Genomic DNA, 26,336 nt, shown 5'->3' with positions numbered 1-26,336 from the left:
CCTCCCGGGGGCGCGGTGCGGCGGGTTACGGCAGGCCGTGCACGTGCGGGCCGACCGTGCCGGAGAAGCCGTTGCCGTTCGCCGCGTCCCAGTTGGTGGACCAGGTCATCGCGCCGCGCAGCCCCGGCCAGGTGGTGGAGGGCTTGAAGGAGCCGCAGTTGGTGCCCTTGGTCAGGCAGTCCAGGGCGTTGTTCACCACGGCCGGCGAGACGTAGCCGCTGCCCGCCGCCCGGGTGGACGCCGGGAGTCCGAGGCCGACCTGCGAGGGGGCCAGGCCGCTCTGCAGCTGGATGCAGGCGAGGGCCGTGATGAAGTCGACCGTGCCCTGCGCGTACACCTTGCCGTCGCAGCCGTTCATGGTGCCGCTGTTGTAGTACTGGGTGTTGACGACGGTCAGGATGTCCTTGATGTTGAGCGCGGTCTGGAAGTAGCCGAAGGACGTCGACTGCATGTCGATGGTCTGCGGGGCCATGGTGATGATCAGCCCGGAGCCCGCCTTGGCCGACAGGGAGCGCAGCGCCTGCGTCATCCAGGTCGCGTTGATCCCGTTCTCCAGGTCGATGTCGACACCGTCGAACCCGTAGGTCTGCATCAGCGAGAAGACGCTGTTGGCGAAGGTGTTCGCCGAGGCGGAGTCGCTGACGCTGATCGTCCCGTTCTGCCCGCCGACGGAGACGACGACCTTCTTGCCGGCCGCCTTCTTCGCCGCGATGTCGGCCTTGAACTGACTGACGGAGTAGTTCAGCGCCGGGTCGAGGGTGAAGGAGACCGCGCCGGGCGTGGTGGTGGCGTCGGCGAAGCTGACCGCGATGATGTCGTACTGGCTCGGCACCTGGGCGATGGTCTGCACGGTCGCGCCGTTGTTGAAGTTCTGCCAGTAGCCGGTGAGTACGTGCTTGGGCAGCGAGCCGCCACCGGTGGGCGTCGGGGTCGGCGTGGGGGTGGGGGTCGGCGTCGGCGTCGGGTCCGTGGGCGTGGGGGTCGGGGTGGGCGTGCCCGAGCCGGGCGCGCCCAGCAGGCTGACGTCGTCCGCGAGGTACGCGGGCTGCGCGTACCAGCCGTGGAGGTAGACGGTGACCGAGGTGGTGCTCGCGCCGGTGGTGAAACTGGTGGACAGCGGCTGGTACGAGGTCGCGGACGGGGTCCAGACCGAGGCCTCCGCCATGCCGGTGCCGGTGGCGCCGAGGTAGACGTAGCTGCCCTGGACGTAGGCGCTGAGCGTGTACGTCGAGTTGGGCCGCACGCTGACGGTCTGCGAGCAGCGGGAGTTGTCCGAGGAGGACGGCGTGCCCTGAAGGGCCTTGGTGCCGCCGTGGACGGGGGAGCCGACGACCGCGCCGCTGGAGGCGGTGCACGTCCAGCCGGACAGGCCGCTCTCGAATCCGCCGTTGGTCACGAGGTTGGTGTCGGCGGCGTTCGCGCTGCCGGAGTTGGCGACGAGTCCCGCCACCGCGAGGGCGGCGGCTCCGACGGCCGCCGCGGCTCTCAGGGCGGTGCTCCGCGAGCGTGCGAGTTCCACTACTGCCTCCTGGGGGCGAGGAGTTGGGCAACGGGTACGCGAGTGGCCACTCTTGTGAGGTCGAAGTTTGGTCCAGACCAATCCTCCGGTCAATACCCCCGGGCGGTACGGCTGTCCCGTCGCCGCGGTCGCGCATATGCGCCCAGCATCTGCTGTCGCACGCGTATTCGTCCCGTCCCATGGGTACCGACTTCATCAAGTGTTCGGCGACTTAGCGCACTGCTCCCACTACACACCGATAGGCTCACCGCGATGGGACTGGGCGGGAGTTCCGGGAGGCAACGGGTGTCGAGTGTCATAGCGGTCACGACGGACGACCTCGCGCTCCCCCTGGAGGAGCACGTGAGCCGCACCGTCGCCGCTCTGGAGGCCCACGGCCATCTCGTGGTCCTCGTGCCGCCCGAACCCACCGACCCGCTGCGCCGCCGTGTGCACACCGTACGGGCGGCCCTGGAGGCGGACCGGGTGGCGATCGTGCCCGTCGACCTGCCGCCGCTGGCCGCCGTCCTGCTCGCCGAGCAGCTGCGGCAGCTCGCCGCGACCGATCTCGGGCCCGGGGTGCTCGCGGGGGCCGCCCGCCTGCTGTCCCACTACCTCCACTCCGGCGCGCTGCTGGGTTCCGTCTCCAAACTCGACCGCGTGGAGGTCCCCGTCGGCGCGCACCTGAAATCGCTGATGCCGGGCCGCCACTTCGCCGTCCTCGCCCATCCCGAGCCGCACCTCGTCGAGGCCGATCCCTCCGCGGTGCCCGCCGGACCCGCCTTCCTCACCCAGCTCGTGTTCGCCCAGGGCCACGGCGTCGACCCCGGCTGGGTCACCGGCCCGCTCGCCCGCACCTGGCGTGCCCAGCACGTGCGCGAGGTGCCGCTGCCCGCGGACTCCGCGCGCTGGTGGGGGACCGGCAAGCTCGTCGAGTTCACCGCGTACATCGCCGACGTGGGCGTGCTCTACCAACTGGTCACCTCCGTACGCCGCGACAACTGCGGCTGGTGCGGCCTCGCGGTCATCGGCGACCGCTGCCTGTTCTGCTCGGCCCCGGTCGACGGACTCCAGCGCATCCGGCCGCCCGAGCGGCCGCGTCAGGTCGTGCACGCGCAGCAGCGCCCGCACACCCTCGCGGCCCGCACCGCCCCCTCCCTCCCGTCCCCTCCCTCCGACGATCCCTCCGAAGGCTCTCCCCACCAGCACTCGGCACTTGAGCGATAGGGCCCCACCTCTATGAACTCACGTCAGCGTCGCGGCGTCGTCCTCCTCGTGGTCTCCGCGCTGTGTGCGCTCGCCGCGTTCGCGGGCGTCGTCACCGTCATCGGCGACGCGCGCTCCCAGGTCGGCCCCAAGGTGACCGCGTACCGGCTGGCCAAGGACGTCCCCGCGTACGAGTCCATCGGCCGCGGCCAACTGGAACCGGTCCGCATACCCGAGCGCTGGCTGCCCGCCACGGCCGTCCGGAACATCGGACAGCTCAGCGGCAAGATCGCCGCGGTCCCGCTGGAGCGCGGATCGCTGCTGCAGACCGACATGGTCGCCGAACGGCCCGCGCTGCAGGCCGGGCAGATGGAGATCGCGATCATGATCGACGCGGAGACCGGCGTCGCCGGCAAGATCACACCGGGGGCCCGGGTCAACATCTTCGCCACCTTCGCTCCCCGCAAGGACACCGACCCCGAGGTCTCGAAGATCATCGTGGCGAACGCCCGGGTCATCGACGTCGGGGAGATCAGGGCGTTCGACACCGGGGCCGACAGCCAGCGGGCCGGCGCCAAGGGCGTCCCCATCACCTTCGCCCTCGGCGCCGAGGACGCCCAGCGCGTCGCCTTCGCCGAGTCCTTCGCCCGGCACGTACGCCTCGCCCTCGTCGCCCCCGGCGACGACACCGCGCCGTCCGCACGCGACCGCACCTACACCCTCGCCCGTGACGGAGCCGCCTCGTGAACGGCGTCCGCATCCTGTCCGGCACCCCGGACCCCGACACCGCCCGCGCCCTCACCGGCCTGCTCCACCAGCTGCCCGGTGCCGACCCCGGCCCCGCGCTGCCCGACTCGACCACCCTCCTCGACGTCCTCGCACGGGCCGCCGACACCGGGATCGACGAACTGCCCGAGGCCGTCGTCGTCCACGACCGCATCAGCCCGATGCCCGCCCTGGAGGTCATCCGGGAGATCGCGCTGCGCTTCCCGGCCGTCGGTGTCGTCCTGCTCACCGCCGACGCCAGCCCCGCGGTCCTGTCCGGCGCCATGGACGCCGGCGCGCGCGGCGTCGTCTCGCTGCCCCTGTCGTACGACGAACTCGGGGCCCGCATCGAGGCGGCCGCCGGCTGGGCGGCGGGCGTACGGCGCCATCTCAGCCCGCAGCAGGCCGCGTTGCCCGCCGTGCCCGGCGGCACCATGGTCGCCGTCGCCGGGGCGAAGGGCGGCGTCGGCACCACCGTGATCGCCGTGCAGCTCGCGCTGGCCGCGCAGGCCGCGGGGAAGTCCACCGCCCTGGTCGACCTCGACCTCCAGGGCGGCGACATCGCCTCGTACCTCGACGTCCAGTTCCGCCGCTCGGTCGCCGACCTCGCCGACATCCCCGACGTGACCAGCCGCGTGCTCCAGGACGCCATGTACGTCCACGAGGCCGGGCCCGCGCTGCTGCTCGCGCCCGGCGACGGCGAACGCGGCGAGGAGGTCACCGACCGCTCCGCGCGGCACGTCCTGCACGCACTGCGGCAGCGCTACGAGGTCGTCGTCGTGGACTGCGGCACCCAGATGACCGCCGCCAACGCGGTCGCCGTCGAGACGGCCGACACCGCGCTGCTCGTCGCCACCCCGGACGTCGTCGCCGTGCGCGCCGCCAAGCGCATGGTGCGCCTGTGGGACCGGCTGCAGATCCGCAAACCGCAGGACGTCCTCGTCACCGTCAACCGGCACACCCGCGGCAGCGAGATCCAGCCCTCGCTGGTCGCCCGCATCACCGGGACCAAGGTCTCCGCCGCGGTCGTCCCGGCGGCGTTCCGGGAGCTCCAGGCCGTCGTCGACGCCGGACGGCTCCAGGACCTCGACAACCGCTCCACCGTCAAGCAGGGCGTGTGGGCGCTGGCCGCCGAGGTCGGCCTGTCCGGGCCGGCCGGCAGCGCCCTCGTCCCCCGCAAGGGCCGGCGCGCGCGTGGCGACCAGGGCCAGGTCGCGCTGGAGACGCTCGGCATGACACCGCTGATCCTGCTGGTGCTGATCCTGGTCTGGCAGGCCGTGCTCGCCGGCTACACCTTCACCCTCGCCGGCCACGCCGCCGACCAGGCCGCCCGCGCCGCCGCCGTCGGCAAGGACGCCCGCGCGGCCGCGGTCGACGACCTGCCGGGCGCCTGGAACCAGGTCACCGTGGACTCCGGCAGGGCCGACGGCATGGTGGACGTGACCGTCGGACTGAAGGTGCCCGTGCTCTTCCCCGGCTCCGTCGACTTCCCGCTGTGGGTCCACGGCCACGCCTCGGCGGTCGACGAGGAGGTGGACGCCCCGTGACCGGCCGCTCCCGCCGGCGGGACCGGGGCAGCGCCTCGCTGGAGTTCCTGGGGATGCTGCCGATCCTGCTGCTCATCGCCCTGGCCGGCGTCCAGTTGGGCATCGCGGCCTACACCGCGGCCCAGGCCGGCACCGCCGCCCGCGCCGCCGCCCGCATGGAGGCCCGCCACGACCACCCCCTGAGCGGCGCGGCGGCCGGCACACAGGCCGTCAGCTCCTGGCTGCGGGACGGCACGAACGTGACGACCGACGGCGGCGGCGACGCCACGCACGCCACGGCCACCATCGAGATCCCCTCGGTGATCCCCGGCCTGAGCCCCGGCTCCGTCACCCGCAGCGCGACCATGCCCAGGGAGGACGAGGAGGGGACGGACGGATGAGCCTGCGCGACCGCATCGCGACCCACGACGACACCGCCCCGCAGACGCAGGAGGGCCACCTCGTCGCCGTCTACCGCGCCAAGCTGCTCCAGGAGATCGACCTCGCCGAGATGTCCGCGCTCGCCGCCGCCGAGCGCCGGGTGCGCCTGGAGCGCGTCCTGGGCCACATCATCAGCCGCGAGGGCCCCGTGCTGTCCACGAAGGAACGCACGGGCATCATCCGCCGGGTCGTCGACGAGGCCCTCGGCCTCGGCATCCTCGAACCGCTGCTGGAGGACGCGTCGATCACCGAGATCATGGTCAACGGCCCGGACCGGATCTACATCGAACGCGGCGGCCGGGTGGAGCCCGTCGCCGCCCGCTTCAGCAGCGCGGAGCAACTGCTGCAGACCATCGAGCGGATCGTCTCCACGGTCAACCGCCGCGTGGACGAGTCGAACCCGATGGTCGATGCGCGCCTGCCGTCCGGCGAGCGCGTCAACGTCATCATCCCGCCGCTCTCGCTCACAGGCCCGATCCTGACGATCCGCCGCTTCCCACGCGCGTACACCCTGCACGAGCTGATCGGGCTCGGCACGCTCGACGAGCACATGCTGATGCTGCTCTCCGCGCTGGTGCGGGCGAAGTTCAACATCATCGTCAGCGGCGGCACCGGCTCCGGCAAGACCACCCTGCTCAACTCGCTGTCCGGGCTGATCCCCGACGGCGAGCGCATCATCACCGTCGAGGACGCCGCCGAACTCCAGCTCCAGCAGGAGCACGTCGTCCGCCTGGAGAGCCGGCCGCCCAACGTCGAGGGCCACGGCCGGATCACCATCCGCGACCTCGTGCGCAACTCGCTGCGCATGCGCCCGGACCGCGTCATCGTCGGCGAGGTCCGCGGCGGCGAGACCCTCGACATGCTCCAGGCGATGTCCACCGGCCACGACGGCTCGCTGGCCACCGTGCACGCCAACTCGGCCGAGGACGCGGTGCTGCGGCTGCAGACCCTGGCGTCGATGTCCGAGGTGAAGATCCCCTTCGAGGCCCTGCGGGACCAGATCAACAGCGCGGTGGACGTGATCGTCCAGCTCCGCCGGGACGTGGACGGCACCCGCCGCATCGCCGAGATCGCGCTGCTGTCCTCCCGCGGCCGGGACACCTTCCGGCTCACCACCGCCACCCGCTTCCGCGCCGAGCCGATGGGCGCCGACCGGATCGTCCGCGGCTGGTTCCAGCACCAGCCGGTGCCGCGGGAGATGGCCGAACGCCTCTACCTGGCGGGGGAGTCGGTCCCCGCTGCCTTCGGCGTCGGGGAGACCGAACTGGAGCTGTCGAGCCGGGAGGCCAAGTGAGTTCCGCGACGATGGCACTGGCCGTGCTCGGGGTGACCGGCATCGCCCTGCTGCTGGGCGTGTGGGGACTGCACGCCTGGTCCGGCGGGCGCGCCGACCGGGCCGCCCTGGTCGACCGGCTCGCCGAGGTCCCGGCCGGCCGGCGCAGCGCGGTCGCCTTCTCCGGACTGGACCGCCGCGTGCGCGCCACCGGGTGGGGCCGGCGGCTCGCCGCCCGGCTCGCGGCGACCGGCACCAACCTGACCCCAGGCCAGTTCACCGCCGCGGCCGTCGGCGTGGTCGGCGGCTCCTGGCTGGTGGCCGATGTCGTCCTGGCGCCCTTCTTCGGGCCGATCGCCGCACTGCTCGCGGCATGGGCGGTCAGCTCCTTCCTCGGCTGGCGGCGGCGGGTGCGCACCGAACGCTTCATCGCCCAGCTGCCCGACCTCGCTCGCGTCCTCGCCAACGCCACCCAGGCCGGGCTCGCCCTGCGCACGGCCGTCGGCATGGCCGCGGAGGAACTGGACGCGCCGGCCGGCGAGGAACTGCGCAAGGTCGCCGACGCGATGGCACTCGGCCACTCCATCGAGGACGCCCTGGAGGAACTGCGCGAACGCCTCCCCAGCCGGGAACTGGTCGTCCTGGTCTCGACCCTCGTCCTGTCCTCCCGGGCCGGCGGCTCGGTCGTGGAGTCGCTGCGGAACCTCACGGTGACCCTGGAGGAGCGCAAGGAGACCCGGCGCGAGATCCGCACCCAGATGTCGCAGGTCACGGTCACGGCCTACGCGGTGCCGTTCATCGGCATCGGATCGCTGCTGCTGCTGGACCGGATCATGCCGGGCTCGCTCGCCGCGATGACCGGCTCGACGGCCGGACGGATCGCCGTCGTCATCGCCCTCGGCCTGTACGTCGTGGGGTTCGCCCTCATCCGCCGCATGTCGCGGATCGATGTGTGAGGGGGATGGGACACCGATGATCTCCCTTGCCCTGGCCGCCGGCTCCGCGCTGGCCGTCCTCGGCCTGTGCTACGGCATCGGCCTGTACCGCTCCGAGGTCAAACTGCCGAGCGACCTCCAACTGGCCCTGGAGGTCGGCCGCACCCGCACCACCCGCGTCGGCAACGCCGTCGACCGCCTCGGCATCCGCTGGGCGCCGCTCGTCCTGCGCCTGATGGGGCCCGCCCGCGTCAGCCGCGTCCGCGCCCGCATCGACCACGCCGGCCACCCCTACGGCCTGACCGTCGACCGCTACGCCGCCCGCCGCGCCGTCTACGGGGCCCTGGGCGGGCTCGCGGCCCTCGTCCTCCTTCGGGCAGGGAACTGGTTCGCGGCGCTGCTGATGGTCGCGTACGGCCTCGGCTGGACCGACCTCGGCATCTGGCTCGCCGTCCGCAAACGCCGCGACGAGATCGAGCGCACCCTGCCGGACTTCCTCGACGTCCTCGCGGTCGTCGTCAGCGCCGGACTCGGCTTCCGACAGGCACTCGAACGCGTCGCCTCCGTCTACAAGGGGCCTTGGAGCGACGAGATCCGCATCGCCCTGCGCCAGATGGACGTCGGCGTCAGCCGCCGGGACGCCTTCGACCAGTTGCGCAGGCGCAACAGCAGCGAGCAGGTGGGCCAGTTCGTCTCCGCCCTCCAGCAGGGCGAGGAACTGGGCGCGCCCATCGCGCGCACGCTGCTCCAGATCGCGACGGACATGCGGCGCACCGAGGCGCAGAACGCCCGCCGCCGCGCGGCCCGTACGGTGCCGCGCGCGACAGGCGTCATCACGACGCTGCTCGTGCCCGCGACGATGATCCTCCTCATGACCGGGACGATCCTCGGTTCCCGGATCAACTTCGGCGATCTGCTGGGGTGAGGGGGACATGGGGGAATGGCCGGGGCCCGGGACGGGTATTGACCCATGCCCGCGCCATCGGGTGCGGAAGTCCGCGACTGCGGTGTACCTTTGCAGTCGCAACCATATTTGCACCTGCAATCGAGCATGGACCGCAGCGGGTTGGCCCGAGGGGAGGCGGCGCACCGTGAACCTCGCCGCAGCCCTGTCCCGCCGCAACAGCCAGAGCCCGGCCGACGCAAGGGGCGCGGCCGGCGTACATCACGTGACTACGGTTTGGGGCACGAGAGATGAGCAGGTGGGTTGTGAAACGGCTGACGGCACTGCGGATGCGGGGCCGTGCCGGCGGCGACGCGGGGCAGACGTCCTTCGAGTACCTGGGGATCGCGGTGGTGATCGCCGTGATCATCGGGGTGCTGGCGACCACGGACATCGGACAGGCCGTCAAGGACGGCATCATGACGGCGATCAGCAACATCGTCGGCAGCGGCTGATCGGGCGCGGAGACGCGGGTCAGACGCTCGGCCTCTACATCGTGGCCGTCGGGGCCCTGTTCTTCCTCGCCTTCGCGTTCTTTGCCGTGGGCCAGGCCTCCTCCGTACGCAACAGTGCGCAGACCGCCGCTGACGCGGCAGCGCTCGCCGCCGCCAGGGAGACCCGGGACGGCGTCCGCGACGACTTTCTCGATGCGCTGAAGGCGGGTGACCTCGACCGGCTGACAGATCTCCTGGCGGGGAACCCGATGGACGGAGCCGGCGCCTGTGGCGCAGCCGACGACTTCGCGGCACGGAACGACGCGGCGATCGACACGTGCGAGCTCGTCAGCGGCCCGCGCGGTGCGCGGGTCTCCCTCCACACCCAGGGGACAGTGGGCAAGTCGGTCGTGGACGGCACGGAGAGCATGCACGCGCGAGCCACCGCCACCGCCGTGGTCGAGGCCGTGTGCACGGTGGACGACAAGGACGGCGACTCGGTGAAGTTCACCTGCGACAAGGGCGACCTGAGCGTGGACCCGACCGCCGACGACTTCGACCTGAACCTGGCGGAGTTCTACTCCGTCCATCTCAGCGAGTGAGGAACGGGGGACCGATGCGATTCCGGCAACGGCACAACGCCCGCAGGGGTATGGCCGTCGTGGCTGTCACGGCGGGTCTGGCCCTTGCCCTGACCGGTTGCGGGGGCGGTGGTGACGACGGAAAGCCGGAGGGCAAGGCTCCCTCCAAGTCCGGCGCCGCACCCAGCAGCCCCGGCGCGGACGGCGGGTCTCCGTCCGCTGAGCCCGCACAGATCCTGGCCCAGATGAAGGGCGAGAAGGACATCACGATCACCTTGAACGAGGCCGTGCGTGATTCGGGCGGCTTCGTCACCGTCAGGGGCACACTCACGAACAACGGCACATCGATCTTCAACGCCACGTCATGGGTGGGGCAGGAGATCGCGGTCCAGAAGTCCGGCGCATCCGTCGCGGGAGCCGTGATCGTCGACGAGGCGGGCAAGAAGCGCTACTACGTGCTGCGCGACACCGAGGGCAAGTGCTTGTGCACCATGGGCCTCAACCTGATCAAGCCGGGCGAGACCCGGCCGATCTTTGCGCAGTTCCCGGCTCCGCCGGCCACCACCACCGAGGTGGAGTTCCAGTTGCCGACGATGCCCCCGGCCAAGATCACGCTTTCGGAGGGGTGAGTCATGCCCCGTCCCCGGCCCGTGGCCGCCGCCGTGCTGGGCCTCGCGCTGACGCTCGTCACGCCGGTGGCGCACGCGGACGACGATCCGACGGCGCAGCCGACCCCGTCCGCGCCGACGCCGGTCGACGCGGACGACCCGGACCTGGAGCTCCCGGAGGGCGCGAAGCTGGCGCCGCCGAAGGTGCTGGACATCGTGTCGGTGACGGACGGGTCCTCGTCCGAGGACGCCTCCGCCGACGACGGGGAGGAGCGGCACGAGGAGTCCAACTCCTCGGTCACGTACGCCCTCCAGTCCGACGTGCTGTTCCCGAAGGACAGCGCGAAGCTCAACCCGGCCGCGACGGCGCGGATCCGGGCGATCGCGTCCGACATCGATGCCAGGAACGTGACGCAGCCGATCCGGGTGTTCGGCTTCACGGACAACCTCGGCTCCTACGAGCACGGCCAAGTGCTGTCCAAGAAGCGGGCCGACGCGGTCTACAAGATCCTCTCCGGGGAGCTGGCCTCGCTCGGGAACGACAGCCATTCCTTCCAGGTCCGCGGCTACAGCGAGGACTATCCGATCGCCGACAACTCCACCGAGGCGGGCCGCAAGCAGAACCGCCGGGTGGAGATCACGTTCCGGCCTTCCTGAGGCGTGCGGGCGGCCGCGGGTCAACGGCGCGACTCACCCGGGCGGGGTACGCGAGGCCCATGGGTGATTAAATTCCCCGGCCGCCCGCCCGTCACGCGGAGTGATGAAACAGGCACGCCATCGGTATGTTTTGGGGAGAAGGACGCCGCTTATTGGGCCAAAGGGGTGAATCGGATTCCGTGTGGGGCCCTTTCTGAAGGGAACCTTCACATCTCCCTCATGACCTTGGTCCTGCAATGCGGCGGATACGCGGTACCTTGGAAGCCCCCCCCCTCGGGCCGGTCCGCTCTCCCCCCCTGCGGACCGGCCCGTCTCCTTTTCCCGTCCGGGTCGGGGCGCCGAACACGCACCGTGATCACGGGATGCCTCTGGGGAACCGCCGCGGCGCCGCCCCGGGTGCCCCGGGTGTCAGTGGCCCGCGGGTTCCACGCCCACCGTCACGCCGGGCACCAGCCCCCAGCCGGACATCGCGCCCGCCTCCGCCTCCAGCACGTGCCGGGCCCGCAACCGCGGCCGGCCGAGGCGGCCCGGGGCCATGGTGCGCACGGCCAGTACGCGCAGCCGCCGGTCGAGGTAGGCGACGTCGATGGCGAACCGCATGCCGAGGGTGTGGACGCTCGCGGCGGGCGTCAGCAGCAGGGCGCCGGTGACACCGTCACGCCCCAGCAGACCGCGCGTGCGGGCACGGTAGGAGGCGGCGACCTCCAGCGGCACCGCACCGCCGGGCAGGCGCAGTTGCGCGGTGCCGTCGTGCAGGCGGGTGCGCATTGCGGTCACGTCCCTTCGGGTCGCGGGCCCGTGTACTGTCGCCCGGTGCATGTCTATCCGATCGTCGCGGCCGCCGTCTGGGGAACGGTCGCGGGTCTCGTCCTGCCGCGTGCGGCGCACCGTCTGGCGGTCGGCGAGGAGCAGTCGTGGCGGACGGCGGGCCCCGAAGGGGAGCCGTACCCGGCGGGAGTGCCGGGCTGGCTGGGGCCGGTGCGCGGCGCGTGGTGGGCGGACGGCCGCTGGTACGCCCTGTGCACGGCGGCGCTGTGCGCGGCGCTGGCCGGCCGCACGGGGGCGCGGCCCGAGCTCGCCGTCTGGCTGCTGCTGGTGCCGCTCGCGGTGCTGCTCGCCCGGGTCGACCTGGCGGTGCTGCGGCTGCCCGACGTGCTGACGCTCCCCGCCGCCGCGGGGACGGCGGTCCTGCTCGGGGCCGCCTGGCTGGTTCCCGGCCACGCCGGGTCGTGGCCGCGCGCCCTGCTCGGGGGGCTGGCGCTCGGGCTGCTCCATCTCGTCCTGCACCTGGTCAACCCCGGCGGCATGGGCTTCGGGGACGTCAAACTCGCCCCGACCGCGGGGCTCGTGCTGGGCTGGTACGGGTGGGACACGCTGGTGGCCGGGACCTTCACGGCCTTCCTGCTGGGCGCCGTGGCCGGGCTGGCGCTGCTGGCGGCCCGCCGGGCGGACCGCCGGACGCCGCTGCCCTTCGGGCCGTTCATGCTGGCCGGCGCCCTGGCCGGGGTGCTGCTGCTCCCCTGACCAGGACGCCGGACGGTGCGGTGGTGCTCCCGGTCACGCCTCGCTGCTGCGCGACCAGAGGTTGACGCCCGACTCCAGGGCGAAGGTGTCGATCTGCGCGAGCTCGTCGGCGGTGAGGGCCGGGGCGCCGACCGCGCCCACGTTGGCCTCCAGCTGGGCGACGCTGCTCGCGCCGATCAGGGCCGAGGTGATCCGCGGGTCGCGCAGCACCCAGCTCAGCGCGAGCTGGGCCAGGGACTGCCCCCGGCCGGCGGCGATGTCGTTCAGGCCGCGCAGCCGGCGGACGACCTCGTCGGTGATCAGCGTCGGGTCGAGCGACTTGCCCTGGGCGGCGCGCGAGCCCTCCGGGATCCCGTTGAGGTACTTGTCCGTCAGCAGGCCCTGGGCCAGGGGGACGAAGGGGATGCAGCCCATGCCCTCGTCGTCCAGGACGTCGAGCAGGCCCTCGTCCTCGACCCAGCGGTTGATCATGGAGTAGGAGGGCTGGTGGATCAGGGCCGGCACGCCCATCTCGCGCAGCAGGCGGGCCGCCTCGCGGGTGCGCTGCGGGCCGTACGAGGAGATGCCGACGTACAGCGCCTTGCCCTGCCGGACGGCGGACGCCAGGGCGCCCATCGTCTCCTCCAGCGGGGTCTCGGGGTCGTAGCGGTGCGAGTAGAAGATGTCGACGTAGTCCAGGCCCATGCGGCCCAGGGACTGGTCGAGGGAGGACAGCAGGTACTTGCGGCTGCCCCATTCGCCGTACGGGCCGGGCCACATGTCGTAGCCGGCCTTGGTGGAGACGACCAGTTCGTCGCGGTAGGGGCGGAAGTCCTGGGCGAAGATCGTGCCGAAGTTGGACTCGGCCGAACCGTAGGGCGGGCCGTAGTTGTTGGCCAGGTCGAAGTGCGTGACGCCGAGGTCGAACGCGCGGCGCAGGATGGCGCGCTGGGAGTCGAGGGTGCGGTCGTCGCCGAAGTTGTGCCAGAGGCCGAGCGAGATCGCCGGGAGCTTCAGGCCGCTGCGGCCCGACCGGCGGTACTCCATGGCGTCGTAGCGCTCGTCGGCGGCGCGGTAGAGAGTGCGAATATCCACGGAAGTCGTCCTATCACGAGGGCACCCGGCGGCCCGCGCACCCGGTTCGGCGCCCCGCGGGGAGGCGCGTTAGTGTTGCCGCGGGGGGACGACCGCAGGAGGGGCCCGGCAATGAATCTGCGCGACCTGGTACGCCTCAGGTTGACCGACCTGTATGCCCACCGGGTGGAGCGGCGGCTGGATCCGGCCCAGAGCCCCAAGCACATCGGTGTGATCCTGGACGGCAACCGCCGCTGGGCCAAGGCCGCGGCGCGCACGACCGAGCAGGGCCACCGGGCCGGCGCGGACAAGATCACCGAAATGCTGGGGTGGTCCGAGGAGACCGGCGTCGAGGTCGTGACGCTGTGGATGCTGTCCACCGACAATCTCGACCGTCCGGCGGAGGAGCTCGTCCCGCTGCTCGGCATCATCGAGGACGCGGTCCGCGGGCTCGCGTCGAGCGGCCGCTGGCGCGTCCACCACGTCGGGGCGAAGGACCTCCTGCCGTCGCGGACGCAGTCCGTCCTCAAGGAGGCCGAGCAGGCCACCGAGGGCGTCGAGGGCATACTCGTGAACGTCGCCGTGGGATACGGCGGCCGGCAGGAGATCGCGGACGCGGTCCGCTCCCTGCTCCACGAGCACGCCGGACGCGGCACCTCCATCGAGGACCTCGCGGAGATCCTCGACATCGACCACATCGCGGAGCACCTCTACACCCGCGGCCAGCCCGACCCCGACCTCGTCATCCGGACCTCCGGCGAGCAGCGGCTGTCGGGCTTCATGCTGTGGCAGAGCGCCCACTCGGAGTACTACTTCTGCGAGGTCTTCTGGCCGGCGTTCCGCAAGGTCGACTTCCTGCGGGCGCTGCGCGACTACACCGCCCGCCACCGCCGCTACGGGACCTGACGGCGCCGGCCCCCCGGGGTCGGGTTTGCGGGCGTGAAACGACACGCCGGGGTGGAGCACCCGTTCGGAGTACCGCCGCGGCGCCTTGCGCGCCCTCCACGAGGGCCTTCGCGCCGCCCTCCGTACGCCGGACCTGCCGCGCGGTCGTGTGACGGGGCAGCCCGTGACCGCTGCTCGCGGTGTCCGCCGCAGGATCTCGCGCACACCCTCCGCGGAGCCGTGGCCGCAGGTCGCGGGCCCGTACGGGCGCCCGCGATGAGAGATGCGCCACACCGGGCAGGGCCGAATGCCGTGACGGACGTGGCCGGATTGCGCTGTGGGGGCCGGTGGGAAAACGGCCGGAGAAGCAGCGGAGACGCGCGGGCTTGGGCCAACGGCTGTCATATGCAGTCGCATAGGCCTCCACTTTCGAGGGAATAGATCCGTCAGACCGACATCCGGCCCATGGATGTCGGACAGCAGCGGACGGCACCTGGCTGTCCGCCCGGGAGGCCCTTTGCTCACGGACGTGCCGTTCTCAGCACTTGACTCGGACGGCACTGACCGCGTCGACTCGAAGGGCCGTGGTTCGGCCCTGGTGGTCGCTCCCGGCCCTGTCCCGCGCGACGCCGTCGCACCCCGACCTCTTCCGAGGGGGTTCGTCCACACGTGGTGACCAGCAAGAATCGCCGTGAGCACGACCGGCGCACATACGTACTCGACACCAGCGTGCTGCTTGCCGACCCGCATGCCCTCCTCCGCTTCGACGAGCACGAGGTGGTACTCCCGGTCGTGGTGGTGACCGAGTTGGAGGCCAAGCGCCACCACCCGGAGCTCGGTTACTTCGCCCGCCAGGCGTTGCGGCTGCTCGACGAGTACCGGGTCCGGTACGGGCGGCTGGACGCGCCCATCCCGATCGGCGAGCTGGGCGGCACCCTGCGCGTCGAGCTGAACCATTCGGACCCGGGCGTGCTGCCGGCCGGCTTCCGGCTCGGCGACAACGACTCGCGCATCCTGGCGGTGGCCCGCAACCTGCAGGCCGAGGGCTACGACGTGACCGTCGTGTCCAAGGACCTGCCGCTGCGGGTCAAGGCGTCCTCCGTCGGCCTGCTGGCCGAGGAGTACCGGGCCGAGCTGGCGATCACCTCGGGCTGGACCGGTATGGAGGAGGTGGTGGTCCCCGCCGAGCAGGTGGACGAGCTCTTCCAGAGCGAGGTCGTCGACCTGCCCGAGGCGGACGGGCTGCCGGTGCACACGGGGCTGGTCCTGCAGTCCGAGCGCGGCAAGGCGCTCGGCCGGGTCACGGCCGACGGGCGTGTGCGGCTGGTGCGCGGCGACCGGGAGGCGTTCGGCATCCACGGGCGCAGCGCCGAGCAGCGGATCGCGCTCGACCTGCTGCTCGACCCGGACGTCGGCATCGTGTCGATGGGCGGCCGGGCCGGCACCGGCAAGTCGGCGCTCGCGCTGTGCGCGGGCCTCGAGGCGGTGCTGGAGCGTCAGCAGCACCAGAAGGTGATGGTCTTCCGGCCGCTGTACGCCGTGGGCGGGCAGGAGCTGGGCTACCTGCCGGGCAGCGAGGCCGAGAAGATGAGCCCCTGGGCCCAGGCGGTCTTCGACACCCTGGGCGCGGTGACGTCCAAGGACGTCATCGAGGAGGTCGTGGCGCGCGGCATGCTGGAGGTCCTGCCCCTGACCCACATCCGCGGGCGCTCGCTGCACGACGCCTTCGTGATCGTGGACGAGGCGCAGTCCCTGGAGCGCAATGTCCTTTTGACCGTTCTGTCGCGCATCGGGCAGAACTCCCGGGTTGTTCTCACTCATGACGTCGCCCAGCGCGACAACTTGAGGGTGGGTCGGTACGACGGCGTGGTCGCCGTTGTGGAGAAGCTGAAGGGGCACCCGCTCTTCGCCCACATCACGCTGACCCGCTCCGAGCGCTCGCCGATCGCCGCGCTCGTCACCGAGATGCTGGAGGACGGGCGGACGTGACGCGATGACGGAACGGGCCCGACAGGGGCCCGCCGTCAGGGCAGTTGAGCAGTACCGCTAGGCTGCTGCGCCGCAAGGGCGCAGCAGCCTAGCGGCGTCTGCGGCCACTACCGGGGGGTACGAGAAAATTCCGGGGCCCACGTGCCGTGTGAGGTTTGACACCCGGCAGGGAATTGCGTTGACGAGTGCGGCTAGGGCAGGCTGTCGGTTCTGTCAGGCCCTGCCCATGGCACACCCGTACCTATAAGCGTACGGAACCTCAGAATTGAACAGCGTTCGCCGTGGGCCGCCCGAGCTGAATCAGCGGACTCCCGCCTCGAAGGGGGGAGACCACCGGGCCAGTAGCTTCTGTGACCGGTGCATGAAGAAGCCAGCGCGAAGGGCACGATCGCGTCCGCGAGGTCACCAAGCGGGCGACGCTGGAAGGAAACCGTGTGAGCCGGATCTCGGTCCGGGGATTCGCGGTGGCTTCGGCCACTGCGGTCACCACCGTGGGCGCTGTCGTCGGTGTCGCCTCCGGTAGCGAGCAGCCGGGCCTGCAGCCCGTCGCCGCCACCGATGCGACGACCGTTCTCGCGGACATCCCCGCGGGGCAGCAGGTTCAGCAGGCGTCGCTGACGCAGCAGGTGCAGGCACAGACGGACGCCGCCGACGCCACCGCGCGGAAGGCCGCCGAGGAGTCCGCCCGCAAGCAGGCCGCCAAGGACGCCGCCGCCCGCAAGGAGGCCGAGAAGAAGGCCGAGGAGAAGCGGAAGCAGGAAGCCGCCTCCCGTGCCGCGGAGCGCGCCGCGCTCGTCGTGAAGGCCTCGTACACCACCGCCGAGGTCCAGGCGATGGCGCAGGGGATCATAGGCGACGAGGCCCAGTTCCAGTGCTTCTCCAACATCGTCACGCGTGAGAGCGGCTGGAACTACACCGCGACGAACTCCTCCTCCGGCGCGTACGGGCTCGTGCAGGCCCTGCCCGGCTCGAAGATGGCCTCCGCGGGTGCCGACTGGCGCACCAACCCGGGCACCCAGATCAAGTGGGGCCTCAAATACATGAACAGCCGCTACGGCAGCCCCTGCGGCGCCTGGTCGTTCTGGCAGAACAACAACTGGTACTAGGCAATACGTCTGAATCACCCGGTACCACCGCAAAGCGCCGCCGAGCCCCTGACCCCCTCTGTGGGTTCAGGGGCTCAGTGCGCGTACGGTGGTGCGGTCGGAAAGACCGCGGGGGGCGGGGGACAGGGGTACAAGGATGTCGGAGAAGCGCCAGTGGGGCGCCGGTCTGGCCGCCGAACTGGCCAGGCTGGCCGGCCGGCTGGAGGAACAGCGCCGTGCCGCGGCCGAGAAGGCGCGCGCGGAGGCGCGCGCCGAGACCCGCCGCCAGGAGGAACAGGCCGCCGCCGCACGCCGGTACGTGCCCCGCGGCGCCGCCCCCGGTGACCCGGTCTCCCAGGTCCCGTGGAGCATGCGGGTCGCCGCCGAGGTCGGCTGGCGGCTGCTGGTGCTGGCCGGCACCGTCTGGGTGCTGATGCGGGTGATCGGCACGATCCAGCTGGTGGTGCTGGCCTTCGTGGCCGCGCTGCTGATCACCGCACTGCTGCAGCCCTTCGTGGGCCGGCTGAAGCGGCTGGGCGTGCCGCGCGGAGTGGCCACCGCCATCGTCTTCATCGGCGGCTTCGTGATCATGGGCCTGGTGGGCTGGTTCGTGGTCTGGCAGGTCATGGAGAACGTCGACAACCTCTCCAACAGCCTCCAGGACGGCATCAACGAGCTGAAGCGCTGGCTGCTCAACAGCCCGTTCCATGTGACCGACGACCAGATCAACCAGATCGCGGTGAACCTCCAGGACGCGATCGGCACCAACTCCAAGGCCCTCACCGACGCCGGACTCCAGGGCGTCACCGTCGTCGTGGAACTGCTCACCGGCATCCTGCTGGCGATGTTCAGCACGCTCTTCCTGCTCTACGACGGCCGCAACATCTGGAACTGGTGCCTGAAGCTCTTCCCCGTCGCCGCCCGCGACGGACTGGGCGGCGCCGGCCCGCGTGCCTGGCGCACCCTCACCCTGTATGTGCGCGGCACCGTGATCGTGGCGCTGATCGACGCCATATTCATCGGTATCGGCATCTACTTCCTCCGGGTGCCGATGGCGGTGCCGCTCGCCGTCATCATCTTCCTGGCCGCGTTCGTGCCGCTGGTCGGCGCGGTGGCCTCGGGCACGATCGCGATGGTCGTAGCGCTGGTGACGCAGGGGCCGTTCACCGCGCTGATGGTGCTGGTCGTCGTGCTGGCGGTGCAGCAGATCGAGGGCCACATCCTCCAGCCGTTCATCCTCGGCCGGGCGGTGCGGGTGCACCCGCTGGGCGTGATCCTCTCCGTCGCCGCCGGTTCGCTGATCGCGGGCATCGGCGGCGCGGTGGTCGCCGTACCGCTGGTCGCGGTGACCAACACCGTCGTGGTCTACCTGCGGGCCAACTCCCGGCAGGCGGCGCTGCGGGCCGCCGAGTCCGAGACCGCGGCAGGTCCGCAGGACCCCGCCCCGGCCGGGACCGTCCCCGCGGCCGCCCCCGGACTCCCCGGCCCCGCCCCCGAACAGGGCGCCTGAGCCGCCGGCGGGCCCGGCCTCCTCGGGGGAGGCCGGGCCCGCCGCGCGTCACTCCGTGCGCAGTCCGTCCGGGCGCATCATGCGCCACAGCGGCGGCATGCTGAGCAAGGTCACCAGCAGGACGACCCCCGCGGCGATGCCGCTCATCGTGGCGACGCTGCCCCAGGCGAAGTGCAGGGGCGCGCCGACCATCTTCAGCAGGGCCGCGCCGAGCCCGGCGCCGCCGACGACGGCCAGGGCGAGCCCGAGCGCGACCGGGAGCGCGGTCTGCCAGAGCACGGACAGCCCGAGCACCGAGCGCCGGGTGCCGAAGGCGACCAGGACCGCCAGCAGCTTCCTGCGCTCGCGCAGCTGCTCCAGCATCGAGACGAGCAGGCTCGCGCCGATCAGTGCCAGCGTGGCGGCGGCGCCGACGAGCAGACCGCGCCGGATGGTGGCGAACTTCTTGTCCTCGTTCGTCGCCTCCAGCTGGTAGATGTCTGCCAGCGGGTCGAGGCGCGTCGTGGTGTTGCGGGCCTGTTCGAACGCGTCCGGCACGTGCGGGTCCGTCCGGAGCATGACCTTGACGTCCGGGCTCTGCAGCAGGGCCACGTCCAGGGCCCGGGGAGTGGCCAGCACGCCCCACTCCTGGGCGCCGTCCGGGCCGACGCGCGAGGTCACCCGGTGGGCGGTGGCCGGTACCGTCCACAGCCGCGGGGTTCCGATGTAGTGGTCCCCCAGCGGCATGTTGAGGTCGACGGCGCGCCCCGGCCGCACGAACGCGTCGATGTCGCCGTAGCCGTACGCGTCGTCGGCGAGGAACACGTCGCCGTCCGCGCAGCCGTGACCGAGGTCCAGCAGCTCGCGCAGGGTGGCGCAGTCGGCCACCAGGACCGGGACCGACGGCAGGTCCGTCGTGGACTTCTTGGTGGAGGTGTCCGCCGGCACGGCGTTGGAGGAGACGACGCCGAGCGCGTCCCGCACCCCCGGGGTGGCGGCGAAGGCCTGCTCGGCCCGGTGGGCCTCGGCTCCGCTGCCGACGTCCGTCGTGGCGATCATCTGCGCCCGGTGCGGGTCCTTGCCGGAGGAGCTGACGAAGTCGCCCTGCACGCCGGTGAAGAGCGTCTGCAGGGCGATCGCCCCGGCCACCGCGGCCGTCACGCCGCTGACCATCCGGGCGGAGGCGCCGCTGTTGAGCTGGATCCTGCGGGTGGCCAGCTGCCACGCCACCGGGCCGCCGCGGAACCGGCCGACGATCGACTCGACCACCCAGGGCAGCAGGGCGGTCAGTCCCACGAGGAGCAGGACCGTGCCGGCGGCCACCTGGTACGAGTTGACGCCGTTTTCGTTGCTGACCGCGCCGAAGAGCGGGGCCAGCAGGCCGACGCCGGCCAGCGGGATCAGCAGCCGCCACCACAGCCGGCGGCGCCGCGCCGTGGCGTTGCGCACCACACCGAGCGGCTCGACCGCGATGCCGCGCATGGCCAGCAGCGTCACCGCGACCGCGGCCGCCGGCACCGCCAGGCCCACCAGCAGGGCCAGGCCCGGGCCGGGGGTGATGTCGGAGGGGTAGACGCTGATGTCGTACAGCGTCACGTCGGACGCGAACTGCCGGGTGCCCAGGAACAGCCCGGCGCCGACGGCCAGTCCGAGCAGCGAGCCGAACAGCGCCTCGCCCGCCGCGACCCGCCGGGTCATCCGGCTGTCGGCGCCCACCAGCCGCAACGCGGCCAGCCTGCGGTCGCGGCGCTCGCCGCCGAAGCGGACGGCGCTGCCGATGAAGACCGCCACCGGGAGCAGCAGCACCACGAAGATGATGATCACCAGCAGGGAGAGCACGCCCCCGAGCGGCTCCGACTGCACGGTGCCGCGTCCGAAGTACGGGATGCGGGTGGCGTTGCCGGTGCCGATGTCGTCGCCGGTGCCCCGGGCGACGAGCTTGTCGCTGCCCGCGTAGTAGGCGAGTTCGGCCGGTCCGACCAGGCCCTTGTCGCCGATGGTGCCGGTGATGCGGTAGTCCAGGCGCTCGCGCAGCAGCGTGCTGCCGGGCTTGTCGAGCAGCCGCTTCAGGGCGGGGGAGACCACCATCTCGCCGGGTGCCGGCATCGCCTTGACACCGGGCGGCAGGACCGGGCGGTCGCCGTCGGCCTTCAGGAGCAGGCCGCGGATGTCGTCGTCGTGGAAGGTGGTGTTCGCCTCGGCGTACAGCACGGTGCTCGCGCTGACCTTGGGCGGGTCGTTGAACCAGGAGTAGTCCCGGTCGTAGCCGCGGTCGCTGCGGGCGCCCAGCATCGCCGGGACGGAGGCGGCCACCAGCAGCAGTGCCACGCCGAGGCCGACGCCGACCGCGGTCAGTACGGTGCGGGTCCAGCCCTCGCGTCCGCCGCTCGTGGCGAAGCGGAAGCCCAGCCCCACGTCGCGGACCCAGCCGGACAGGAGGCCGCCCCGCGCTTCGGTTCCGGAACTCATGCCACGCGCTCCATGTCCCGTGACTTGCCGTCCCGTACGACGACCTCGCGGTCGGAGTAGGCGGCGACCCGCGCCTCGTGGGTGACCAGGACGACGGCGGCACTGGTGTCCCGGGCCGCGTCGGTCAGCAGGCGCATCACGCGCTCGCCGTTGAGGGAGTCCAGGGCCCCGGTCGGTTCGTCGGCGAAGACCACGCGGGGGCCGGTGACCAGCGCGCGGGCCACCGCGACCCGCTGCCCCTGGCCGCCGGAGATCTCGCCGGGCCGCTTGCGGCCGAGGTCGTCGACCTCCAGCCGGGCCATCCACTCCGTGGCGCGGGCCTCGGCCTCCTTGCGCTTGACGCCGTTCAGCCGCAGCGGCAGCGCCACGTTCTCCACGCAGGTCAGCTCGGGCACGAGCTGGCCGAACTGGAAGACGAAGCCGAACTCGCCGCGGCGCAGCGCGCTGCGCTCGGCGTCGGTCATCGCGGTCAGGTCCCGTCCCCGGTACAGCACCTGGCCGGAGTCCGGCCGCACGATGCCGGCCAGGCAGTGCAGGAGCGTCGACTTGCCGGAGCCGGACGGCCCCATGACGGCGACGACCTCGCCGGCGCGTATGCCGAACTCGGCGCCGTCCAGCGCCGGGGTCGGGCCGTACGCCTTGTGCAGGTCGACGGCCTCCAGCAGCAGGTCCGTGGTGGTCATGCGGTTACCTCCGCCGCGAGTCGGTCCAGTCGTGCCGTGGTGAGTTCCAGCCAGCGCAGGTCCGCCTCGAGGTGGAACAGCGCGTGGTCGCACACCAGCTGGTCCGCGAGGTCGCCCTCGCGCTTGCGCACGGTCAGCTCCCGCATCAGGCGCAGGTGCTCCGAGCGCTGGGTGTCCAGCAGGTCGGCGGCGCTGCGGCCGGTCAGCAGTGCGAGGACGACCTTGGTGTACAGGGTGCTCTGCAGGTAGGGCTCGGGCTTCTCGGGCTCCGCGAGCCACTTGCCGACGTCGGTGATGCCCGCGTCGGTGATCGCGTACCGCTTGCGCTCCGGGCCGCCGCCGGGCTCGATGCCCTCGACCTCCACGAGCCCGTTCTTCAGCAGCCGCGCCATGGTCGAGTAGACCTGGCCGTAGTGCAGGGGGCGGTCGTGGCCGAACTTGTCGTCGAAGGCCCGCTTCAGGTCGTACCCGTGGCGGGGGCCGGACTCCAGGAGCCCGAGCAGGGTGTGGCCGATGCTCATGCGGAGGACTCTACACGAGGGGTATACCTACAGTGTATAGATCTTGTTCATAGTGACGAGGGTGTGACACAACCCCCTCTGAGCAGGCCTTTTGTTCGGCATTGGACACGATGCAGCCCCGGGGCACGGACGGACATCACGTGCGCCGGGGCTGCGATCAGGAGGAGGTCACAAGCCGTTGACGTTGGCGGCGATGCGGTCGCCGACCTCCTTGTCGATGTTGCGCCAGTACTGGACCGCGCGCTCCAGGACGGGGGCGCTGACCCCGTTCTTCAGGTGCCCGGAGACATTGGAGACCAGCCGGTCGCGCTGGGCGTCGTCCAGGACCTTGCGGACCATCGTCCCGGCCTGGCCGAAGTCGTCGTCCTCGCGGTGCAGCTTGTAGGGCTCGTGCACCATGTTCCCCGCGACCTCCCAGCCGGCCGGCTCGCCGAAGCGCTCGATGTCGGCCTCGGGCCCGCCGAAGGAGTTCGGCGCGTACGGTGCCGCCGTGCGCGACGGCTCGTACCGCATCGGGCCGTCCTTGGCGTACGAGCGCACCTCGGTGTGCGGACGGTTCGGCGGCAGCTGCGCGTAGTTGGGGCCGATCCGGTAGCGATGGGTGTCCGCGTACGAGAACAGCCGGCCGAGGAGCATCTTGTCCGGCGAGGGGCCGATGCCGGGCACCATGTTGCTGGGCTCGAAGGCGGCCTGCTCGATGTGGATGAAGTAGTCCTCGGGGTTCTTGTTGAGCGTCATCCGGCCGACCTCGATCAGCGGGTAGTCGCCGTGCGGCCACACCTTGGTCAGGTCGAACGGGTTGAACCGGTAGTCCGCCGCGTCGTCGAACGGCATGATCTGCATGTACAGCGTCCACGAGGGGTGATCGCCGCGCTCGATGGCCCGGTACAGGTCACGGCGGTGCAGGTCGCCGTCGGCGCCCGCGTAGTGGTCGGCCTCCTCCTGCGTGAGGAAGTCGATGCCCTGGTCGGTCTTGAAGTGGTACTTGACCCAGAACCGCTCGCCGCCGCCGTTGACCCACATGTAGGTGTGGGAGCTGTAGCCGTTCATGTGGCGGTACGACTTGGGCACGCCGCGGTCGCCCATCAGCCAGGTGACCTGGTGCGCCGACTCGGGGGACAGCGTCCAGAAGTCCCACTGCATGTTGTTGTCGCGCAGCGAGCTGTCGCGGCGGCGCTTCTGGCTGCGGATGAAGTCCTGGAACTTCATCGAGTCGCGCACGAAGAAGACCGGCGTGTTGTTGCCGACCAGGTCGTAGTTGCCGTACTCGGTGTAGAACTTCAGCGCGAAGCCGCGCGGGTCGCGCCAGGTGTCCGGGCTGCCCATCTCGCCGGCCACCGTCGAGAAGCGGGCCAGCATCTCCGTCCGCCGTCCCGGCTGGAAGAGATCGGCCTTGGTGAACTGACTGACGTCGTTCGTCACCTCGAAGACGCCGTACGCGCCCGAACCCTTGGCGTGCACCACACGCTCCGGAACCCGCTCGCGGTTGAACTGCGCCATCTTCTCGATCAGGTAGTGGTCCTGAAGGAGGATGGGGCCGTCCGAGCCCACCGTGAGCGAATGGGCATCGCTCTCCACCGGGATTCCGGCGTTGTTGGTGGTGTAGGGGGTGCTCATGTGAATGTGTCCTCCCGTCGATCTTCGGAAGAGTCCGTCGGGGGCTCCTGGTCGCTCACGACCACACAAACACTGAAACACCGGCTCGGCACGCCGGGCAATGCCTTCCGGCGACAGATCTGGACAAAGTCCAGAAATGCATCCGGTACGGACACGGAGCGTCTAGTGCTGGACACCGCCCGGAATGCCCATTTCGAACCAGACCACCTTGCCGGCGCTCAGCCGGGTCGCTCCCCAGCGCTGGGCCATCCGGTTGACCAGGTACAACCCGCGGCCGCCCTCGTCCTGGGGCTGGGCATGGCGCATCCGCGGCAGCGTGGGGGCGTCGTCGCCCACCTCGCAGCGCAGCACGTCCGTGCGGAGCAGCCGCAGCGTGATGGGCCGTTCGGCGTACCGCACCGCGTTGGTGACCACCTCGCTGACCAGCAGCTCGGTCGCCTCCGCCAGCGGCTCCAGGCCCCAGCGGTTCAGCGCCTGGCGCACCAGCCGCCGGGCCCGGCCCGCGGTCTGGGCGCGCGGCTCGAGGAACCAGTACGCCACGTCGCGCGGCGCGATGCCGTCGAAACGGGCGGCGAGCAGCGCGATGTCGTCGTCCCGGTCGCCCGGGCCGACGATCTCCAGCACCTCGTCGCACAGCGGCTCCAGCGGCGGCGGGCACATCACCGCGGAGGCGGTGTGCAGCCGCTCGCGCAGCATCTCGATGCCGCCCCACACGTCCCGCGCCCGCGACTCCACCAGGCCGTCCGTGTACAGCAGCAGCGTCGCCCCCGCCGGGGCGGGCAGCTCGACCGCCTCGAACGGCACGCCTCCCACGCCGATCGGCGCGCCCGGCGGCACGCGCAGCACCTCGGCCAGCCCGTCCGCGTGCAGCAGCACCGGCGGGGGATGGCCCGCGTTGGCGATGGTCACCCGGTGCGCGATCGGGTCGTAGACCGCGTAGATGCAGGTGGCCATCCGGTCCTGGCCGAGCCGCTGGGCCTGCTCGTCCAGGTGGTAGAGGACCTCCTGCGGCGACAGGTCCAGGCCCGCCAGGGTCTGCACGGTCGTCCGCAGCTGCCCCATGATCGCCGCCGAGGTCATGGAGTGGCCCATGACGTCGCCGACGACCAGCGCCACCCGGCTGCCGGGCAGCGGGATCGCGTCGTACCAGTCGCCGCCCACCCGGGCGGACTCGGCGGCCGGTAGATAGCGGCTGGCGAGGCGCACCCCGGTGGGCTCCGGCAGGGAGTCCGGCAGCATCTCGCGCTGCAGGGAGTCGGCGATCGACGCCTCGCGGTCGTAGAGCACCGCCTTGTCCACGCCGAGCGCGGTGTGGGTGGCCAGTTGCGCGGCCACCAGCAGGTCGTCGGGGTCGAAGGGGGACCGCTCGGGACGGCGCAGCAGCACGGTCGCGCCGATCACCCGGCGGCGGCCGCGCAGCGGGGCCAGGATGGCCCGCCGGCCGGTCGGGAGGTCTAACGTGTCGCCGGACCCCGCGTCCGGGCAGCCGCCCACCAGCTCCAGGAGCGCGGCCGTGGCCTGCGGACTGTCGGAGAAGACCGGGCGCACCCCGCGCAGCACCTCCGCCAGCGGTCCGTCCATCGCCACGTCCACGACCTCGGCGGCCGCGCCGTACTGGCCCTCGGTGGACGGCACCACCGGCATCAGCAGGCCCTCGACGGGCTGCTCGGTGTCGTCCGGCACGCGGTCGGTGCGGCGCAGCCGCAGCAGGAGCGGGCCCGAGGGACGCTCGTCGCCGACCGGCAGCGGGTCGCGCAGATAGACCAGGATCGCGTCGGCGAAGGCCGGCACCGTCGAGCGGCACAGGCCCAGCACGATCTCGTCCAGGTCCAGTCCGCGGGCGATACGGCGGGTGGCCGCGCCGACGTAGCGCAGCCGCTCGGCCTCGGCGTGCCCGGCCCGGCCGCGGTTCTGCGGGCCGACCTTCTTCAGCGGGCGGCCGGCGGTGGACTCCTCGTCGACCGGGTGGCCGCCGGGGCCGCCGTTGCGGCTGCCCGAGCGCGCGGCGGGCACACCGGTGTCCGGCATCCGCGCACGGGTGCGCGGCTCACCGCTCTCGGGCTGCGCGGGACCGGACGCCCCGGGCGTGCCCGGGGCGCCGCCGGCCGCGGAGCTGCGGCGGCCGGGCTCGACCGGGGCGGCCATGGCGGTGGC

At 72.0% G+C, this 26,336-nt stretch carries 24 protein-coding genes; 16 read left to right on the top strand and 8 right to left on the bottom strand.

Going from position 1 to position 26,336, the window contains the following annotated elements:
• Positions 1-25: 25 nt before the first annotated feature.
• Positions 26-1,519 carry a chitinase gene (locus ACIP64_RS02515; RefSeq protein ID WP_401580820.1) on the bottom strand — a complete coding sequence of 498 codons (1,494 nt, stop codon included), beginning with the start codon at positions 1,517-1,519 and terminating at the stop codon, positions 26-28.
• A 285-nt stretch (positions 1,520-1,804) separates the two neighbouring features.
• Between ACIP64_RS02515 and ACIP64_RS02510 the strand changes: the two genes are divergently transcribed.
• From ACIP64_RS02510 to ACIP64_RS02460, 11 genes are all read left to right on the top strand, one after another.
• Complete coding sequence (locus tag ACIP64_RS02510; RefSeq protein WP_401580819.1) at positions 1,805-2,725, top strand: hypothetical protein; 921 nt, start codon at positions 1,805-1,807, stop codon at positions 2,723-2,725.
• A 12-nt stretch (positions 2,726-2,737) separates the two neighbouring features.
• On the top strand, positions 2,738-3,451 hold the full coding sequence (gene cpaB / locus ACIP64_RS02505; protein ID WP_401580817.1) for a Flp pilus assembly protein CpaB: 714 nt from the start codon (positions 2,738-2,740) through the stop codon (positions 3,449-3,451).
• Positions 3,448-5,016 (top strand): CpaE family protein, encoded by a 1,569-nt coding sequence (locus tag ACIP64_RS02500; RefSeq protein ID WP_401580815.1) that lies wholly within the window; start codon positions 3,448-3,450, stop codon positions 5,014-5,016. The genes cpaB and ACIP64_RS02500 overlap by 4 nt, the downstream gene beginning before the upstream one ends.
• A complete protein-coding gene (locus tag ACIP64_RS02495; RefSeq protein WP_401580813.1) occupies positions 5,013-5,396 on the top strand; it encodes a TadE/TadG family type IV pilus assembly protein in 384 nt (127 codons plus the stop codon). Before ACIP64_RS02500 ends, ACIP64_RS02495 begins: the two co-directional genes overlap by 4 nt.
• Complete coding sequence (locus ACIP64_RS02490) at positions 5,393-6,730, top strand: CpaF family protein (protein WP_401580811.1); 1,338 nt, start codon at positions 5,393-5,395, stop codon at positions 6,728-6,730. Before ACIP64_RS02495 ends, ACIP64_RS02490 begins: the two co-directional genes overlap by 4 nt.
• On the top strand, positions 6,727-7,665 hold the full coding sequence (locus ACIP64_RS02485; RefSeq protein ID WP_401580809.1) for a type II secretion system F family protein: 939 nt from the start codon (positions 6,727-6,729) through the stop codon (positions 7,663-7,665). The genes ACIP64_RS02490 and ACIP64_RS02485 overlap by 4 nt, the downstream gene beginning before the upstream one ends.
• Before the next feature lie 16 nt (positions 7,666-7,681).
• Positions 7,682-8,569, top strand: coding sequence for a DUF5936 domain-containing protein (locus tag ACIP64_RS02480; RefSeq protein WP_401580807.1), 888 nt, complete (start codon positions 7,682-7,684; stop codon positions 8,567-8,569).
• 269 nt (positions 8,570-8,838) lie between these two features.
• The gene (locus ACIP64_RS02475; RefSeq protein ID WP_401580806.1) at positions 8,839-9,042 is read left to right on the top strand and encodes a hypothetical protein; all 204 of its coding nucleotides are present in this window, start codon (positions 8,839-8,841) and stop codon (positions 9,040-9,042) included.
• Positions 9,039-9,623: a pilus assembly protein TadG-related protein gene (locus ACIP64_RS02470; protein ID WP_401581156.1), complete on the top strand. Its 585-nt coding sequence runs from the start codon at positions 9,039-9,041 to the stop codon at positions 9,621-9,623. Before ACIP64_RS02475 ends, ACIP64_RS02470 begins: the two co-directional genes overlap by 4 nt.
• Before the next feature lie 224 nt (positions 9,624-9,847).
• Positions 9,848-10,231 carry a hypothetical protein gene (locus tag ACIP64_RS02465; RefSeq protein WP_401580804.1) on the top strand — a complete coding sequence of 128 codons (384 nt, stop codon included), beginning with the start codon at positions 9,848-9,850 and terminating at the stop codon, positions 10,229-10,231.
• A 3-nt stretch (positions 10,232-10,234) separates the two neighbouring features.
• Positions 10,235-10,867, top strand: coding sequence for an OmpA family protein (locus ACIP64_RS02460; protein WP_401580803.1), 633 nt, complete (start codon positions 10,235-10,237; stop codon positions 10,865-10,867).
• Between the two features lie 408 nt (positions 10,868-11,275).
• Here the strand turns inward: ACIP64_RS02460 and ACIP64_RS02455 are convergent, their stop codons facing one another.
• Positions 11,276-11,635, bottom strand: coding sequence for a DUF192 domain-containing protein (locus ACIP64_RS02455; RefSeq protein ID WP_401581154.1), 360 nt, complete (start codon positions 11,633-11,635; stop codon positions 11,276-11,278).
• A 45-nt stretch (positions 11,636-11,680) separates the two neighbouring features.
• Here ACIP64_RS02455 and ACIP64_RS02450 point away from each other — a divergent pair, with 45 nt between their 5' ends.
• Complete coding sequence (locus ACIP64_RS02450; RefSeq protein ID WP_401580801.1) at positions 11,681-12,391, top strand: prepilin peptidase; 711 nt, start codon at positions 11,681-11,683, stop codon at positions 12,389-12,391.
• Between the two features lie 33 nt (positions 12,392-12,424).
• Here the strand turns inward: ACIP64_RS02450 and mgrA are convergent, their stop codons facing one another.
• Entirely contained in the window at positions 12,425-13,465 is a 1,041-nt protein-coding gene (gene mgrA / locus ACIP64_RS02445) for an L-glyceraldehyde 3-phosphate reductase (protein ID WP_401580799.1), read from the bottom strand.
• A gap of 111 nt (positions 13,466-13,576) precedes the next feature.
• Here mgrA and ACIP64_RS02440 point away from each other — a divergent pair, with 111 nt between their 5' ends.
• The 4 genes from ACIP64_RS02440 to ACIP64_RS02425 all read left to right on the top strand — a co-directional run bounded on the left by ACIP64_RS02440 (position 13,577) and on the right by ACIP64_RS02425 (position 18,913).
• Positions 13,577-14,350, top strand: a complete 774-nt coding sequence (locus tag ACIP64_RS02440) for an isoprenyl transferase (protein ID WP_401580797.1) — start codon at positions 13,577-13,579, stop codon at positions 14,348-14,350.
• Positions 14,351-14,998: 648 nt separating this feature from the next.
• On the top strand, positions 14,999-16,318 hold the full coding sequence (locus ACIP64_RS02435; RefSeq protein WP_319658749.1) for a PhoH family protein: 1,320 nt from the start codon (positions 14,999-15,001) through the stop codon (positions 16,316-16,318).
• A 434-nt stretch (positions 16,319-16,752) separates the two neighbouring features.
• Entirely contained in the window at positions 16,753-17,424 is a 672-nt protein-coding gene (locus tag ACIP64_RS02430; protein ID WP_401580795.1) for a transglycosylase SLT domain-containing protein, read from the top strand.
• Positions 17,425-17,560: 136 nt separating this feature from the next.
• The gene (locus ACIP64_RS02425; protein WP_401580793.1) at positions 17,561-18,913 is read left to right on the top strand and encodes an AI-2E family transporter; all 1,353 of its coding nucleotides are present in this window, start codon (positions 17,561-17,563) and stop codon (positions 18,911-18,913) included.
• Between the two features lie 48 nt (positions 18,914-18,961).
• On the opposite strand, the gene ACIP64_RS02420 is transcribed toward ACIP64_RS02425, so the two are convergent.
• The 5 genes from ACIP64_RS02420 to ACIP64_RS02400 form a co-directional block, all read right to left on the bottom strand.
• On the bottom strand, positions 18,962-21,361 hold the full coding sequence (locus ACIP64_RS02420; RefSeq protein WP_401580791.1) for an FtsX-like permease family protein: 2,400 nt from the start codon (positions 21,359-21,361) through the stop codon (positions 18,962-18,964).
• Positions 21,358-22,044, bottom strand: coding sequence for an ABC transporter ATP-binding protein (locus tag ACIP64_RS02415; RefSeq protein ID WP_401580789.1), 687 nt, complete (start codon positions 22,042-22,044; stop codon positions 21,358-21,360). The genes ACIP64_RS02420 and ACIP64_RS02415 overlap by 4 nt, the downstream gene beginning before the upstream one ends.
• Complete coding sequence (locus ACIP64_RS02410; RefSeq protein WP_401580787.1) at positions 22,041-22,565, bottom strand: PadR family transcriptional regulator; 525 nt, start codon at positions 22,563-22,565, stop codon at positions 22,041-22,043. The genes ACIP64_RS02415 and ACIP64_RS02410 overlap by 4 nt, the downstream gene beginning before the upstream one ends.
• A 168-nt stretch (positions 22,566-22,733) precedes the next feature.
• Complete coding sequence (locus ACIP64_RS02405; RefSeq protein WP_401580785.1) at positions 22,734-24,182, bottom strand: catalase; 1,449 nt, start codon at positions 24,180-24,182, stop codon at positions 22,734-22,736.
• 162 nt (positions 24,183-24,344) lie between these two features.
• On the bottom strand, positions 24,345-26,327 hold the full coding sequence (locus tag ACIP64_RS02400; protein WP_401581152.1) for a SpoIIE family protein phosphatase: 1,983 nt from the start codon (positions 26,325-26,327) through the stop codon (positions 24,345-24,347).
• Positions 26,328-26,336: the final 9 nt, after the last annotated feature.

The sequence above is a fragment of the Streptomyces sp. NPDC088733 genome (assembly GCF_044751185.1).
GTDB lineage: Bacteria > Actinomycetota > Actinomycetes > Streptomycetales > Streptomycetaceae > Actinacidiphila.
This window is presented reverse-complemented; position numbering and strand designations above follow the sequence as displayed.

What these genes read in the sequence shown, in the direction of transcription:
- cpaB (WP_401580817.1), top strand. Translation starts at nt 2,738, where the DNA reads ATGAACTCACGTCAGCGTCGCGGCGTCGTCCTCCTCGTGGTCTCCGCG.
- ACIP64_RS02490 (WP_401580811.1), top strand. Translation starts at nt 5,393, where the DNA reads ATGAGCCTGCGCGACCGCATCGCGACCCACGACGACACCGCCCCGCAG.
- ACIP64_RS02480 (WP_401580807.1), top strand. Translation starts at nt 7,682, where the DNA reads ATGATCTCCCTTGCCCTGGCCGCCGGCTCCGCGCTGGCCGTCCTCGGC.
- ACIP64_RS02475 (WP_401580806.1), top strand. Translation starts at nt 8,839, where the DNA reads ATGAGCAGGTGGGTTGTGAAACGGCTGACGGCACTGCGGATGCGGGGC.
- ACIP64_RS02465 (WP_401580804.1), top strand. Translation starts at nt 9,848, where the DNA reads ATGAAGGGCGAGAAGGACATCACGATCACCTTGAACGAGGCCGTGCGT.
- ACIP64_RS02460 (WP_401580803.1), top strand. Translation starts at nt 10,235, where the DNA reads ATGCCCCGTCCCCGGCCCGTGGCCGCCGCCGTGCTGGGCCTCGCGCTG.
- ACIP64_RS02455 (WP_401581154.1), bottom strand. Translation starts at nt 11,635, where the DNA reads ATGCGCACCCGCCTGCACGACGGCACCGCGCAACTGCGCCTGCCCGGC.
- ACIP64_RS02440 (WP_401580797.1), top strand. Translation starts at nt 13,577, where the DNA reads ATGAATCTGCGCGACCTGGTACGCCTCAGGTTGACCGACCTGTATGCC.
- ACIP64_RS02425 (WP_401580793.1), top strand. Translation starts at nt 17,561, where the DNA reads ATGTCGGAGAAGCGCCAGTGGGGCGCCGGTCTGGCCGCCGAACTGGCC.
- ACIP64_RS02420 (WP_401580791.1), bottom strand. Translation starts at nt 21,361, where the DNA reads ATGAGTTCCGGAACCGAAGCGCGGGGCGGCCTCCTGTCCGGCTGGGTC.
- ACIP64_RS02415 (WP_401580789.1), bottom strand. Translation starts at nt 22,044, where the DNA reads ATGACCACCACGGACCTGCTGCTGGAGGCCGTCGACCTGCACAAGGCG.
- ACIP64_RS02410 (WP_401580787.1), bottom strand. Translation starts at nt 22,565, where the DNA reads ATGAGCATCGGCCACACCCTGCTCGGGCTCCTGGAGTCCGGCCCCCGC.
- ACIP64_RS02405 (WP_401580785.1), bottom strand. Translation starts at nt 24,182, where the DNA reads ATGAGCACCCCCTACACCACCAACAACGCCGGAATCCCGGTGGAGAGC.
- ACIP64_RS02400 (WP_401581152.1), bottom strand. Translation starts at nt 26,327, where the DNA reads ATGGCCGCCCCGGTCGAGCCCGGCCGCCGCAGCTCCGCGGCCGGCGGC.